Source organism: Clostridium sp. OS1-26 (assembly GCF_030915445.1).
Lineage (GTDB): Bacteria > Bacillota > Clostridia > Clostridiales > Clostridiaceae > Clostridium_AM.
This window is the reverse complement of sequence record NZ_CP133264.1, coordinates 2,565,485-2,578,956: the sequence shown is the minus strand read 5'-3', so window position 1 is coordinate 2,578,956 and position 13,472 is coordinate 2,565,485. Positions and strand designations below refer to the sequence as shown.

Genomic DNA, 13,472 nt, shown 5'->3' with positions numbered 1-13,472 from the left:
CTCCTAGAATTTCATAATTAATCTTTTATATATTAAATTAGAATAATTTTCATATCAAAGTCTAAATCGTAAAATCTTGCTTATTAAAATATGAATTAGTTAGCCCAATATCCACCTTCAGTAGCAACATTTGCACCTGTCATAAAGTCACTTGCGCTTGAAGCAAGGAAGATACATGGTCCTACAAAGTCTTCTGATTCTCCAAGACGACCGATTGGAAGACGTTTTAAGAAGTTCTTGTAAACAGCACTTTCTGGATCGAACATCCATTCAGTTAAATCTGAACGGAACACTGTTGGATTAACTGTGTTAACATTGATTTTATATTTAGCAGTCCATTCACATGCAAGTGATTGAGCCATAAGATCTATACCAGCTTTTGCTGTACAGTAACCTGTGTAGTTAGCCATACCCATCTTTGAACGAGCAGAAGATACCATGATAACTTTTCCACCTTTTCCTTGAGCTATCATTTGTTGTCCAACATATTTACAGAACAACCATGTACCTTGTACATCAGAATCCATAATCTTTTTCCATTCAGTTAACTCTTGTTCTACGATTGGTTGTGGATTATTATATCCTGCTGCTGTTACTAATACGTTAATTTCTCCAAATTTTGCAATTGCATCTTTAACAACCTTTATTACATCTGCTTCTACCGCTGGATCTCCTGTTGAATATCCACATTGGATTCCTGCTTCTTCTAATTCATCACAAAGTGCTTTACATTTTGCATCGCTGCGTCCTGTAACGAAAACCTTCATGCCTGCATGTCCATAACCAAAAGCAATTGCTTTTCCGAAAGCACCTGTGGCTCCTGTTATAAGAGCAACTTTTCCTTTAACATCGAATAAGTTGTTTACAAATTGTTTATCAACCATTTTATTTTCTCCTTCTACTACTTAATTTATATAAGTAATCTTACTCATTACTGATGACTACTAAAACTGTAGCTACTTGATTTGTTTCATTAATCATTTCTCTTCCTTCATTTGGTCCTATAAAGATAGAATCATTCTTTTTAAGTACGAATTTCTCAGTCTTTGTTTTTACAGTGATTTCTCCATCTAATACAAAGTATATTTTTTCAGTTGGTGAATCTTCATACGCATATTCAGCACCACCACCTGGTAAAAAGTATGACATTCCCATCCAGAACTTTGTTGCACCTGTTTCTTGTTTTCCGTGTAATTTCATAGCTTTCATATCAAAATGTAATGGCGCATTATATGGAGCTACATCCTTTAATTCAACTTTTTTCATTTTATTTTCCTCCCCCTTAAATTTAATATCTATATTCTAATTTTGTTTTTTACACAAATATATTTAGCAAGTGACGTGCCAAAATGTTAAAAAACTCACAAAATTTTATTTATATTTTTTTTAAATGTCCTAAGGCATTGATTTTGGTAGGAAAAATTTTTTAACAAGAATTTCAAAATTACCTTAATGAAAACGTTTGATAACTCACAAAAATTTTTTAATACAAAATTGAATTGGTTTTTAAGATTTAAAGACTATAAAATCTCTATACTTATGGTTTTTATCTTAATTCAATAATGTATTAGGTCGATTTATCTTTGTATTAATGTTTTTAATCATATGATATTAAAAAATTTTATTTATCTTAAAATTCAAAAAAGATATAAGATAATTAATTATATCTTATATCCTTAATTTGTTACTATAACTTTGAAATGAGTTTCTTTGCTATTTTCTTCATTGTTTTAAGCTTGAAAATATTTGCTCAAATATCAGCTGTAACCGCTTCTTTTTCTCCACAGCCTTCACATATTCCTCGTAGCTGGCACCATGTTTAAGTAATTCTAAATCCCGTGTAAATTCTTTTTCTTTATTACTTATTTCTTCTTTAGTTGCACCTTTTTTCTCGAGTTCTTTTAAAGTATTGTACCGCCCCTGATCTATCCAATTTATTGCTGGAGCTACTAAAATATTAAAAGCAATTTTCTTATTAATCTGATACCTTAACATTTAAAATATCTAAAATGAAAATAAATAAAGGTATACCAAGTAATAATCCCCATACTCCCATGAAGTATTTTCCAGCAATTAATATAATAAATATAAAAAATATAGGCAGTGATGTTTTGTCTGACATTAGCTTTGGGTTCAGTACATAGCTCTCAAAACAATGGATTAAAGCAATCATTATAATTACAGATATTACTTTAATTAATCCACCAATATTAAATGCTATCAAAGAAAGTGGTATTAAAGATATTATAGTTCCTGCAACAGGTATAAAACTTAATATAAATATCATAAATCCTAAACCCATTAACTGAGGGAATCCCATAAAATATAGAGCTATTATGGAAAGAAAACTATTGGCTAAAGCTATTAAAAATTGAGCTTGTATTACTTTACCAAAGGAATTTAAAAAATTTGTTCCAAAATACTCAAAATGATTGTAAATACAAGATATTTTACTTGTTTTGAATTTGTATATAAATTTTGTTATCTTTTCTTTATCTAAAACAAAAAACATGCTCAGCACTAGAGAAATAAATACATTTAAACTACCTTGTACTACGCTTTTACCAATGCTTAGCATAGTATTCATAAATTTATCATAAGACTTTTCTATATCAATTTGTTCGGTTAAAGAGTTTATGTATTTTACCCATTTATCTGGTACATTTATCTTTGATATTTCTTCAAATATTATTTGAACTTCCTTTATAATTTCAGGAATATACTTACATATAAAAAATCCTATTAATCCAATTATAATAAAATATAAAAGAATTGTTACTATAGTCTTATGTAAGTGAGTTTTATTAACTATAAATTTTTGTAAATTATAAATTAGGTAAGAAAATAAAAAAGTGAAAAGAAATAAATTGAATAAATCCCGCATAAGATAAATAATCAATCCTAAAAGCATAAATTCAACTACATTTTTTAATATGTGTTTTTTTAGTATTTCTTTATTTATTTCCACAAAAATTCCTCCTCTTTAGTAACAATAATTATTTAAATTTAACATCATCCAATATTGAGTAAGTCAAATTTATTTCATTTATTAATTTAATAAAAATATCTTAAGATTATCCTATGATAAATCTTAAGATATCTTAAAAAACCCTTCTGCTTATGCATTAACTTTACATAAGCAGAGAGTATATATAAAATAAGTTTATTGTATTAGTCGATAAAAAATGTACTATAAAACTTTTTCAGAATTCTTTCTATATGCAAATTGACTGTTATATATATCGCTGTATAAACCATTTTTAGCTAATAATTCATCATGACTTCCTTGTTCAATAATATTTCCCTTATCCATAACCAATATCTTATCTGCATTTTTAATTGTAGATAATCTGTGTGCTATTATAAAACTTGTTCTTCCTTTCATTAGATTATCCATGGCATTTTGTATTTCTAATTCTGTGCGTGTATCTACACTTGAAGTTGCTTCATCAAGTATTAAAATATACGGATTAGCTAAAATAGCACGAGCAATACATAAAAGTTGTTTTTGTCCTTGAGATATTGAAGAGTTTTCATCATTTAAAACTGTATCATAGCCATGGGAAAGTGTTCTTATAAAATAGTCAGCTCTGGCAAGCCTTGCAGTTTCTTTAATTTCTGAAATTGTTGCTCTATCTCTGCTGTATGAGATATTGTCTTTTATACTTCCATCAAAGAGCCAGGAGTCCTGTAACACCATTCCAAATAAAGAGCGTAAATGACCTCTTTTTAATTCAGTTATATCAATGCCATCAATTTTAATTTTTCCACCATTCAATTCATAGAATCTCATAAGCAAGTTTATTAAAGTAGTTTTTCCGGCGCCAGTTGGCCCAACTATAGCAACTTTTTGTCCTGCTCTTACCTCTAAGTCTATTCCTGTAATTATAAGCTCTTTTCCATATCCAAATTTTACACCTTCAAATGTTATATTACCTTTTGGATTTAATATTGTTTTATAATTTATAGTATCTACCTGCTCCTCTTCTTCATCTAAAATCTCAAATACACGTTCTGCTGAAGCAATAGCTGCCTGCATTGAGTTTAAAATGTAAGCTGCCTCAGTTAGTGGTTCTGATGCTTGATCTACATATTGGAAAAAGGCTTGTATTAGTCCTATTGATAATTTTCCTTGAATAACAAATATAGCACCAAGAGATGCTATTAGTACATATCCTATTTGATTCATCAAACGAATTAAAGGATTTATAGCATAGGTAATGAATTGGGCTTTTTTCTCATCAAGATATAATTTATTATTAGATATTTCAACATTATTAATTATTTCCTCTTCCATGTTAAAGGTCTTTACCACCGTCTGACCAGTAAAATATTCTTCTATTTGTCCGTTAAATCTACCTAAGGATTCTTGTCTGTTTGCAAAATAATTAATACTCTTCTTTCCAATTGTAGAAGTAGCAATAACCCCCATAGTAATAGTGAAAATGGTAATTAGTGTTAGTATCCAGTTTATTGAAAGCATGAGAGCAACAGCTCCTATGATTGTGAGTATTGCCGTAATAAACTGCATCATTCCTGACTGCAAGGTTTCGGATACTTTTTCCAAGTCATTTGATATCCTGCTTAGAATTTCCCCTTTTTGTATGTATCATAATATTTTAAAGGAACTTTTGAAAGTTTTTCACTTATTTCTTTTCTTATGGATACTATTAAGGTTTGAGATACAGTGGACATTACATACTGTTGTATATAATTAGCCAATGAAGATAGTAAATATACAGCAAGCAGCAGCAGTGAAAGCTTTTTTATAACATCAAAATTTATATTGAAGGAACCAGTAGAAGATATATTTTTTATTCCTTCATAAATAGTATTAATAGCTTTACTAAAAATTAATGGAGCAGTCATTGTAAATGTTAAACTGATAATAGCAAAGAATATTACAATAATTATTTTCCATTTTTGATTAAGGAGCAATTTTATTAATCTTTTTACAGTCTTCTTCGTATCTTTAGCTTTTTCTACTGACATTTCAGTATCAAAAGAGATCGTGTCTTTTGTGTTTTCTTCATACATCATGCTAATTCCTCCTTACTTAATTGTGATTCTGCTATTTGCATGTAAATAGGGCAATTTTTAAGAAGTTCCTTATGAGTTCCTATTCCTGCTATTTTTCCTTCTTCTAAGACTATAATCTGATCTGCCTCCATAATTGTACTTATTCTTTGGGCAATGGTCATAACAATTGAATCTTTTATTCTTGGTTTTATAGCTTCTCTAAGATTTGCATCTGTTTTATAGTCTAGAGCAGAAAAACTGTCATCAAATACATATATATCACTTTTCTTAACTAAGGCTCTTGCTATACATAATCTTTGTCTTTGCCCTCCTGAAAAATTACTGCCTCCCTGTGCTACAAAGGAATCATAGCTAAGGTTTAGCTCCGAAATAAATTTATCCGCTTGAGCTATCTTAGCAGCACTCTTTATCTCATCTATAGTCGCATCCTTTTTCCCATGCCGTATATTATCAGCTATGGTTCCACTAAAGAGGAATGCTTTTTGAGGTGAAAAACTTATCGTATCTCTCAAATTCTTTTGAGAAAAATCCTTTATATTAATACCATTAATTAAAATTTCGCCACCTTGTATTTCATGCAATCTTGGTATTAGTTTACCAATGGTACTTTTCCCTGAACCGGTAGCTCCTATAATTGCAGTAGTTTTACCGCTTTCGCATACAAAGCTAAGATTTTTTAAAACAGGTTTTTTAGAATCTCTATAGAAGAATGTAACATTCCTAAATTCTAAGGTTTTTCTACCACTTGGAATAACTTCAGTTATTTTTTCATCTACTATTTCGGGTTCGTATTCTAATACTTCTAATATACGCCTTGAGCAGGCACTAGCACGTGGTACATTAATTAGTACAATTACAGCCATTACTAGGTAGACCAATATTAATATTGCATATTCAATAACAGCCATAATATCGCCTACTAGCATATTCCCTTTGCTTATTCTGATTGATCCAAACCATAAAATAGCAACAGCACAAACATTCATTATAGCCATTATCGATGGCATAACTGCAGCAAATATCTTATTCAATTTTATATTAATATCTGCATAACTTGTGAATGTATTATTCATTAATTTCTTTTCATGTTTTTCACGGTTAAAAGCACGTATAATTCTTATTCCTGAAATATATTGCCTAACTTTAGAATTTATTTTATCTAACTCAACTTGAATTCTAACTGATAGATTTATTACTTTTTTACTTATAAGCATAATAAATATTATAAAAATTACTCCCGTTATAAAGATTATGAAAGCCATATATCTATCTTTAGAAAAGGCTAAAAGCATTCCTATTAAGGTTATAAATGGGACTGGAATAATCATTTCAAAAAACATATTTAATGTATTTTCAATTTGATTCACATCACTTGTACATCTTGTAATTAAGGATGAAGTGGAAAACTCCTTAAAATCATGTATGGATAGTTTTTGTGCATGTGAAAATATTTTGCCTCTAATATCTCTAGAAAAGGTTGATGATAAATTTGCAGTGAAATAGGTAGAAAGTATGGCGAGTACGCCAGTAAATACAGCAGTACCTATCATTGCTCCGCCAGTTTTTAATACATAATATATATCACCTTTTATTACTCCATTATTTATTATGTCTGCAGTTAGTGTTGGAATATATAATGTACCTATAGTTTTAAGTACTATGATTATGAATAATGAAACTAAAAGCACTTTGTTAACTTTAAAGTGTTTAAATAACTTTAACATGATATTCTCCTTCATCTGTAATTTTTATTTACAGATAACATCATAAACTGTACAGTAACTTGACAGTCAATACTTTTCCAAATAGAATATTTTAAAGAGGGAAATTATTTCTAAACATTTTATAATTATAGAAGGTGTAGTTTATGAATGAGTTCATAAGTTCAAAGAAATATTTATCTATAAGTTCTTTTTCTAAATTATCTGGTATAAGCAGAAAAAATTTAATATATTATGATAATGTAGAAATATTGAAACCTATATTTGTAAAGGAAAATGGATATAGATATTATTCCTATAGTCAATTAGACGAAGTAAGCATAATTATTGCTTTAAAGGGTTTAGATATACCATTAAAGGAAATACGAAATTATCTTAAAAACGTATCTCCTGATAATCTGATTAATTTAATTAGTGCTCAAAAGCAGAAAATATTAGAAGAACTTAATAGACTAAATCAAATAAATTATATTATAGAACAGCGAGCTAAAAACGTTCCTATAATATCTAATATTGATTGCAGCAAAATATTTCTTGAAAATTGTAAGGAAGAACTACTCATCTTAGGACCTGACATGAAATTTGATATTAACAATATTGAAGAGGACTTTTTTAGTTTTTTAGATTATTGTAAAAGTAAAAAATTAATGTATGGTTATCCCTTAGGGATTTATATAGATTATAATAATACGCTTTCTGACAAAGTTAATACTTATAATTATTTTTACAAAGTCCCTCAAAATATAGAGTTAATAGAAAAAACCATAAAACCATCTGGTCTTTATGTTATAGGATATGATAATACTTATTTAGCTGATGATATAGAAATTTTTAATAGATTAGATAGCTTTATAAAGAAAAATAATCTTTGTGCTTGTGGTAATATTTATGTAGAAAATATATCAGATGAAATAATTACTAAAAATCCAGATAAATATCTTTCAAAAATTTCTGTACAGGTAGAAAAAATGAAGTAGTATATTTATATAATCATAAATATACTACTTCATTTTTTATTTTTTCAATTGCAAATAAAACTTTGCTATTCTTTATTTGTAACCTTATCACTTTTCTTATAATTTCCATTACTATCTTTGTTTCCCCAATAGGCATCGTTATAATTAATCATCACATAACCTGAAAGTAAGATGAAAAGAATTCCTCCTATTATCATAAATGCAGATGAATTAATAATAGTCTTTAAAAATTCCATATCATATACTCCTTTTTTAATATTTAAATAGAAGTCTTTACCACATTTCAAATAATTTATAACCTACCCCAAAACCGTTAATATGTTAATGTATATTTTGGATAAATAATTATTACTCTTATAAGTTATGTATTAAGTAGTAATCAACTTTACTTTATGTAATATTATACTACTCATATATAAAAAACTCAAATTAATTATTTGACATAAAAAGGCATAATCTATAGCATGGCATATGTTATTTTTATTCTGCATATTCATATCTTAATGTTGCGAATTATAGCTTTCAAAATCACCATATTTTGTACTTTGACATTATATAGAAATGGTGATTTAAAAACTCTAAATGACTTAAATATTAATAATGCTTTATAAACAACAAAACCCCATGCTTAAACATAGGGTTCATAATTGAAATTTAATTTTATTTGTTTTCCTCTTCACTTTTAGCTTCATTGCTGTTTTCAGAGTTTTTCTTACCAAACTTGCTTAAATCAATCTTAGATATTATTTCTGGAACCATTTCTACAAGATTTCCTAGGTTGTTCTTACCCTTTACAGGAAGCATTGTAACTTCATCTTTTTTAATTACAAGTATTGCATTAGGAACAACTCTAGCTCCCAATCCAAGACCTGAACCTGTACCATTAGTTCCTTTTTCATCAGTGCCACCGCCTGAACCTGTACCACATCCAAACATTACAGATATAATAGGTACTAAAGTTGTTTCACCAATTACAATAGGTTCTCCAACTACAGTTTCAGTTTTTAAGAATTTCTCTAGCTTGGTAAATAGCACCTCTAAATTTTCTGGAATAGATGATCCTGCTTGCATAATTAATTCCTCCCTATATTTATTACAATTATTTAATATTACTTATTTTTAATTTTGTCTTCATTAATCAATACACATAAAGTATTAATTAAGTTTCAACAGTTTTTGATTTTTTAAACAAAGTTTTTCTAACTTCTTTTTTTAGTATAAATTTAAGAGTTCTATAAATTATGGAAAATAAAATTATTTTTCCCCATATATTAGCCTTTATATCTATAAATTCATCATCAAATATCGGTTCGAGCTTTATATCACTAGAAGGTATTATCTGTTCAAGTATTGGAACAAAGCCACATAAAAGGCCCGTGATAGAAGGATCATAAAAACCATATTCTCCTTTTATTTCTATCCCTTTAGGTTTTATTATTTTCAATATATCTTTAAAATAAGAAATTGCATAACTTAAGAAATTTTGTTTAAAAAACTTCTTATTATTCTTATTTGATTTTTTATTATGTTTTTTTTCTTTTTTATTGCGATTGGACTTTTTGTAGGATCTATAGAAAAAATACGCCTATTTCCAATAAAAAAGTTTATTTTTAATCCAGATTCTTCTTTTAAAAAGTTAGCTTTTAGCAAATGAAACATCCACAATGCTTTTGCTTCAAAACTTATACTTTCTTTAATTTGGGAATTTAAACTGTATTCAAAAGGAATAAATATCAAAGCTATTAATAAGCTTAATAAAATATATATTAATATAGCTAATATTTTTAGTACTATAGTCATTATAACCATTTAAATTACATCCTTTCAAAATATCTATATAATTAAATACTTATCCTGCGTTAAATAGATTGAAAAGACTTATTTTAGCTACTTTCTTCTTAACATATTTTTTTACAGGCTTTTTCATATAATCTATAGACTTATTAACACTCTTATAAATAAATTTATTGAAGGGATTCAATTTATAAAGATTTTGAGAATCTTTTATAGTTTTATTAATTTCTTTATAGGAACTATAGAGATTTTCAACTTTAGATTTAAAATCTTCTTGATCAGTTTGCGCTAAGCAATTTTCAACTACTAATTTTGAAATCATACTTAATCTTTCAGGTAGAATTAAATCCTCCTGAATGTTGTTTAAATTTTTATCTATAAGATAAATAATATCTAAATCTTTTTTGCAAGAATCACAATACTTTAAATGTTCCTCTACAAAAATCTTTTCCAAAGGATCTATAGTTTTATCTGCATAAGTATAAAGTAAATTCTTATCAAGTTTACAGTCCATATTACACCTCCCATGTGTTTTCTAGTTGTTTTTTCAGTATGGCTTTTGCTCTATAAAGTTCTGTTTTAACAGTACCAAGTGGCTTAGATAATAATTCAGAAATTTCATTATAACTTAAGTCCTCATAATATCTTAACATTATAATTAATCTATAATTTTCTGGTAAAGCTTTAATATTTTCTATTATAATTTTTCTAATATCTAACCTTTCAATTTCGCTTTCAACATTAAAATCAGAAGCAATAATATCTTCTACATTACTGTCTTCATTGTATCCTTCGTTTAAAGATATAACATTATTTTTTATAGTTCTTCTAAAATTCAAGCAGGTATTTACTGATAATTTCCTCACCCATGGATGGAAAGGCATATCTTCATTAAATTTATCTATGTTATTAAATATTTTTATATAAATTTCTTGGATTAAATCTAAAGCATCCTGCTGGTTTTGCGAATAAGTATAGCAAATCCTATATAAATACTTTTCATACCTCTTAAACAATTCAGTAAGAGCAGTTTTCTCATGCTTTTTGCATCTTACTATTAAATTTTTATCTACATTTATCATATACCGCCCCACCAATTATAATTAAAAATCATATTATCCCTATATACTATTTATAAGATAGTATATATAAATATATACACATAGATCTACGTTAAAGTTTCTAAAAAAAGTATTTTTTTAAACTTTTTTAATTTACAATTTAAAAACATAATACTAAAAATTTTCAAATTGTTCTATTTCTAAGTTGATGGTACAAATCTAAGCACTATACTGCTAAAAAACCGAAAGTTTACATTCAATAAAGCACTTAGAGAATAAATAAAAAACAAGTAATTTTACTCTTGTAAAAATTACTTGCTTTCTATTTATTATTTGCCTATTATTTGATTTAAGAATTTTTTTGTTCTTTCTTCTTTAGGACTTGTAAAAATATCTTGTGGAGTACCTTCTTCAATGATATCTCCTTTGTCCATAAATATAACTCTATCTGCTACCTCTCTTGCAAAAGCCATTTCGTGAGTGACTATAATCATAGTCATATGCTTTTTAGCTAAATCTCTTATGACATTTAGCACTTCTCCTACTAATTCTGGATCTAATGCAGAAGTTGGCTCATCAAATAGTATAACTTCTGGATTTACAGCCATAGCTCTAGCAATGCCTACTCTCTGTTGTTGTCCTCCTGATAATGTAGATGGATAATTACTTCTCTTATCATGTAAGCCAACTATCTTTAATAATTCTTCTGCCTTTTCTATTGCTTCATTTTTGTTTATTTTCTTATTTATAATTAAAGGCTCTGCTATATTTTCAAGTGCTGTTTTATTTTTAAATAAATTATAGCTTTGAAAAACCATAGCAGTTGATTTCCTTAAGTTCTTTATATCTTCTTTTTTAGCTGCTGAAGCATTGACAGAGACTTCTCCAATTTGAATGATTCCCTCATCAGGTGTCTCTAAATAATTTATACACCTCAAAAATGTTGATTTGCCTGATCCGGAAGGTCCTATAATTACTACGACCTCTCCTTTTTCTACACTCAAATTTATACCCCTTAATACCTCTAAATTATTAAAGCTCTTTTTCACATTCTTTATATCTATCACTTTATCACTTCCTATCAGTATGCATGATTCATTTTATTTTCTAATATCCTCTGAATATAATTAAAAAATATTATAATACCCCAATAAATTAATGCCACCGCTAAATAATTTTCAAAAAACTTATATGTGGCTGCTGCAGACATCTGAGCTTGTGCTAAAATTTCTGCCACTCCAAGGGTAAATGCTAAAGAAGAACTCTTTAACAAATCTACAAAAGTATTTCCTAAGGAAGGTATAGCTACCCTAGCTGCCTGTGGAAGTACTACTCTTTTCATTCCCTGCCAATGAGACATTCCTATTGACAAAGCTGCTTCCATTTGCCCTTTATCTACAGAGCTTATAGCTCCCCGTAGTGTCTCTACCATATAAGCTGAAGCATTCATACTTAAACCAATTACAGTTGCAGTATAAGCATCAAGACTTTTGAATACAGGTATAATCTGAGGTAAACCATAATACAACAGAAAAAGTTGTACTAGCAAAGGCGTTCCTCTGAAGAATGATATATATATTTTAGATAAAGGATCTAGAACCTTTATTTTATAAGTTCCAATAGCTACTAATACTAAAGCTATGATTAATCCAATTATCATTGATATTACTGCCAAGCTAACTGTTAGATAAATATACTTAGCCAGCACTGGAAATGATTGCATCATATAATTTACATCAAAATCTGGTTTCATTAGCATAACCACCTAACATTATTTTTTAGTTATATCTAAGTTAACCCACTTTTTAGATAACTTCTCTAAAGTTCCATCAGCTCTCATGTCAGCAAGAGCTTTGTTAACTTTTTCAACTACAGCTTTATTCTCATCATTTTTTACAAAAGGAAAAGCATTTTCTAATGGCTGAACATCTTTACCAGCTAATTGAAGTGGCAACTTATTTTCTTGAACTACAGCTAGTGCTGATACCTTATCATCCATCATGGCATCAGTTCTTCCTAATACAACATCTTGTCTCATTCCGCCGTCATTGTCATAGGTTACTACCTTAATTTCGTTATTTTTATCAAAGTCCTTTATTATCTGTTCATAGTTACTTCCCAAACTTACGCCTATTTTTTTGCCTTTTAAGTCTTCAAGAGTTTTAATTGAATCGTTGCCTTTTTTGACCACCATTTGTGCACCAGAATATACATATGCATTAGTAAATAAATATTTATCTTTTCTTTTATCTGTTATTGTTATTTCGTTTGCTATAGTGTCTATTTTTCCAGCATCGAGCATTCCAAATAGTCCACTGAAAGATGAAGTTACAAATTCTGCTTTATATCCTGTTCTCTTACCTATTTCATTCCAAACATCTACTTCAAACCCATCAATTTTGTTATCTTTATTTTTAAAGGTATAAGGATAATATCCACCAGACATACCTATTTTTATAACCTTAGCTTGTTCACTCTTTTGTGATTGGCTAGAAGTTGCTGATGAACAGCCTGTAAAGGCTATAACTGCTAATATTCCTAAAGCTATTATTGTTTTCATTTTTTTATTTTTCATCATAATTACTACCTCCATTGATTTTATTAAACTATTACTAAAAACTATTAATAGTGAAAAATTTATATAAATGCTAAATTATTAAGTTATAATTCTTGTTTTTTATATCCGGATTACAAAAACAAGAAACTTCTGCCTCTATTACAGAGGCAGAAGTATAACTTCCACGGTTCCACTCTGTTTATTATGTACAAATAAGTAATCATAAGTACATAACAACTCTTTTTTAGTACAACAATACCTCAACGCTTTAACGGGCGTACCCGCTGAAGTCTACTAAGCTTCAATTCAGTGCTCAGAGATG

The 13,472-nt window shown here is 28.1% G+C and carries 15 protein-coding genes, 1 pseudogene and 1 other annotated feature (1 of these 17 cut by a window edge); of the genes and pseudogenes, 1 reads left to right on the top strand and 15 read right to left on the bottom strand.

The window, feature by feature from the left end; genetic code table 11:
• Window positions 1-95 precede the first annotated feature (95 nt).
• From RCG18_RS12590 to RCG18_RS12565, 6 genes and pseudogenes are all read right to left on the bottom strand, one after another.
• The gene (locus RCG18_RS12590) at window positions 96-884 is read right to left on the bottom strand and encodes an SDR family oxidoreductase (protein WP_308041617.1); all 789 of its coding nucleotides are present in this window, start codon (window positions 882-884) and stop codon (window positions 96-98) included.
• A gap of 40 nt (window positions 885-924) precedes the next feature.
• Window positions 925-1,266, bottom strand: a complete 342-nt coding sequence (locus RCG18_RS12585; protein ID WP_308041616.1) for a cupin domain-containing protein — start codon at window positions 1,264-1,266, stop codon at window positions 925-927.
• Window positions 1,267-1,722: 456 nt separating this feature from the next.
• A complete protein-coding gene (locus RCG18_RS12580; protein ID WP_308041615.1) occupies window positions 1,723-1,995 on the bottom strand; it encodes a hypothetical protein in 273 nt (90 codons plus the stop codon).
• Window positions 1,976-2,968, bottom strand: coding sequence for an AI-2E family transporter (locus RCG18_RS12575; RefSeq protein WP_308041614.1), 993 nt, complete (start codon window positions 2,966-2,968; stop codon window positions 1,976-1,978). Before RCG18_RS12575 ends, RCG18_RS12580 begins: the two co-directional genes overlap by 20 nt.
• Window positions 2,969-3,190: 222 nt before the next feature.
• Window positions 3,191-5,037: pseudogene (locus tag RCG18_RS12570) on the bottom strand (ABC transporter ATP-binding protein).
• The gene (locus RCG18_RS12565; RefSeq protein ID WP_308041613.1) at window positions 5,037-6,764 is read right to left on the bottom strand and encodes an ABC transporter ATP-binding protein; all 1,728 of its coding nucleotides are present in this window, start codon (window positions 6,762-6,764) and stop codon (window positions 5,037-5,039) included. The pseudogene RCG18_RS12570 and the gene RCG18_RS12565 overlap by 1 nt, the downstream one beginning before the upstream one ends.
• A 143-nt stretch (window positions 6,765-6,907) precedes the next feature.
• Between RCG18_RS12565 and RCG18_RS12560 the strand changes: the two genes are divergently transcribed.
• Entirely contained in the window at window positions 6,908-7,738 is an 831-nt protein-coding gene (locus tag RCG18_RS12560) for a MerR family transcriptional regulator (RefSeq protein WP_308041612.1), read from the top strand.
• Between the two features lie 65 nt (window positions 7,739-7,803).
• Here RCG18_RS12560 and RCG18_RS12555 read toward each other — a convergent pair whose 3' ends face one another.
• From RCG18_RS12555 to RCG18_RS12515, 9 genes are all read right to left on the bottom strand, one after another.
• Window positions 7,804-7,974: a hypothetical protein gene (locus RCG18_RS12555; protein WP_308041611.1), complete on the bottom strand. Its 171-nt coding sequence runs from the start codon at window positions 7,972-7,974 to the stop codon at window positions 7,804-7,806.
• 424 nt (window positions 7,975-8,398) lie between these two features.
• Window positions 8,399-8,809, bottom strand: coding sequence for a spore germination protein GerW family protein (locus RCG18_RS12550; protein ID WP_308041610.1), 411 nt, complete (start codon window positions 8,807-8,809; stop codon window positions 8,399-8,401).
• An 88-nt stretch (window positions 8,810-8,897) separates the two neighbouring features.
• Window positions 8,898-9,182: a DUF2953 domain-containing protein gene (locus tag RCG18_RS12545; protein ID WP_308041609.1), complete on the bottom strand. Its 285-nt coding sequence runs from the start codon at window positions 9,180-9,182 to the stop codon at window positions 8,898-8,900.
• 29 nt (window positions 9,183-9,211) lie between these two features.
• On the bottom strand, window positions 9,212-9,547 hold the full coding sequence (locus tag RCG18_RS12540; RefSeq protein ID WP_308041608.1) for a hypothetical protein: 336 nt from the start codon (window positions 9,545-9,547) through the stop codon (window positions 9,212-9,214).
• A gap of 40 nt (window positions 9,548-9,587) precedes the next feature.
• Complete coding sequence (locus tag RCG18_RS12535; RefSeq protein ID WP_308041607.1) at window positions 9,588-10,046, bottom strand: zf-HC2 domain-containing protein; 459 nt, start codon at window positions 10,044-10,046, stop codon at window positions 9,588-9,590.
• A 1-nt stretch (window position 10,047) separates the two neighbouring features.
• Window positions 10,048-10,614, bottom strand: a complete 567-nt coding sequence (locus RCG18_RS12530; RefSeq protein WP_308041606.1) for an RNA polymerase sigma factor — start codon at window positions 10,612-10,614, stop codon at window positions 10,048-10,050.
• A 308-nt stretch (window positions 10,615-10,922) separates the two neighbouring features.
• Window positions 10,923-11,660: an amino acid ABC transporter ATP-binding protein gene (locus RCG18_RS12525; protein ID WP_308041605.1), complete on the bottom strand. Its 738-nt coding sequence runs from the start codon at window positions 11,658-11,660 to the stop codon at window positions 10,923-10,925.
• A 14-nt stretch (window positions 11,661-11,674) separates the two neighbouring features.
• The gene (locus RCG18_RS12520) at window positions 11,675-12,346 is read right to left on the bottom strand and encodes an amino acid ABC transporter permease (protein ID WP_308041604.1); all 672 of its coding nucleotides are present in this window, start codon (window positions 12,344-12,346) and stop codon (window positions 11,675-11,677) included.
• 18 nt (window positions 12,347-12,364) lie between these two features.
• Window positions 12,365-13,171, bottom strand: coding sequence for an amino acid ABC transporter substrate-binding protein (locus tag RCG18_RS12515; RefSeq protein ID WP_308041603.1), 807 nt, complete (start codon window positions 13,169-13,171; stop codon window positions 12,365-12,367).
• A 139-nt stretch (window positions 13,172-13,310) separates the two neighbouring features.
• Window positions 13,311-13,472, bottom strand: a binding site (T-box leader) (it continues 95 nt past the right edge of the window).

What these genes read in the sequence shown, in the direction of transcription:
- RCG18_RS12520 (WP_308041604.1), bottom strand. Translation starts at nt 12,346, where the DNA reads ATGAAACCAGATTTTGATGTAAATTATATGATGCAATCATTTCCAGTG.
- RCG18_RS12515 (WP_308041603.1), bottom strand. Translation starts at nt 13,171, where the DNA reads ATGATGAAAAATAAAAAAATGAAAACAATAATAGCTTTAGGAATATTA.
- RCG18_RS12530 (WP_308041606.1), bottom strand. Translation starts at nt 10,614, where the DNA reads ATGATAAATGTAGATAAAAATTTAATAGTAAGATGCAAAAAGCATGAG.
- RCG18_RS12550 (WP_308041610.1), bottom strand. Translation starts at nt 8,809, where the DNA reads ATGCAAGCAGGATCATCTATTCCAGAAAATTTAGAGGTGCTATTTACC.
- RCG18_RS12580 (WP_308041615.1), bottom strand. Translation starts at nt 1,995, where the DNA reads ATGTTAAGGTATCAGATTAATAAGAAAATTGCTTTTAATATTTTAGTA.
- RCG18_RS12540 (WP_308041608.1), bottom strand. Translation starts at nt 9,547, where the DNA reads ATGGTTATAATGACTATAGTACTAAAAATATTAGCTATATTAATATAT.
- RCG18_RS12555 (WP_308041611.1), bottom strand. Translation starts at nt 7,974, where the DNA reads ATGGAATTTTTAAAGACTATTATTAATTCATCTGCATTTATGATAATA.
- RCG18_RS12565 (WP_308041613.1), bottom strand. Translation starts at nt 6,764, where the DNA reads ATGTTAAAGTTATTTAAACACTTTAAAGTTAACAAAGTGCTTTTAGTT.
- RCG18_RS12585 (WP_308041616.1), bottom strand. Translation starts at nt 1,266, where the DNA reads ATGAAAAAAGTTGAATTAAAGGATGTAGCTCCATATAATGCGCCATTA.
- RCG18_RS12535 (WP_308041607.1), bottom strand. Translation starts at nt 10,046, where the DNA reads ATGGACTGTAAACTTGATAAGAATTTACTTTATACTTATGCAGATAAA.
- RCG18_RS12560 (WP_308041612.1), top strand. Translation starts at nt 6,908, where the DNA reads ATGAATGAGTTCATAAGTTCAAAGAAATATTTATCTATAAGTTCTTTT.
- RCG18_RS12590 (WP_308041617.1), bottom strand. Translation starts at nt 884, where the DNA reads ATGGTTGATAAACAATTTGTAAACAACTTATTCGATGTTAAAGGAAAA.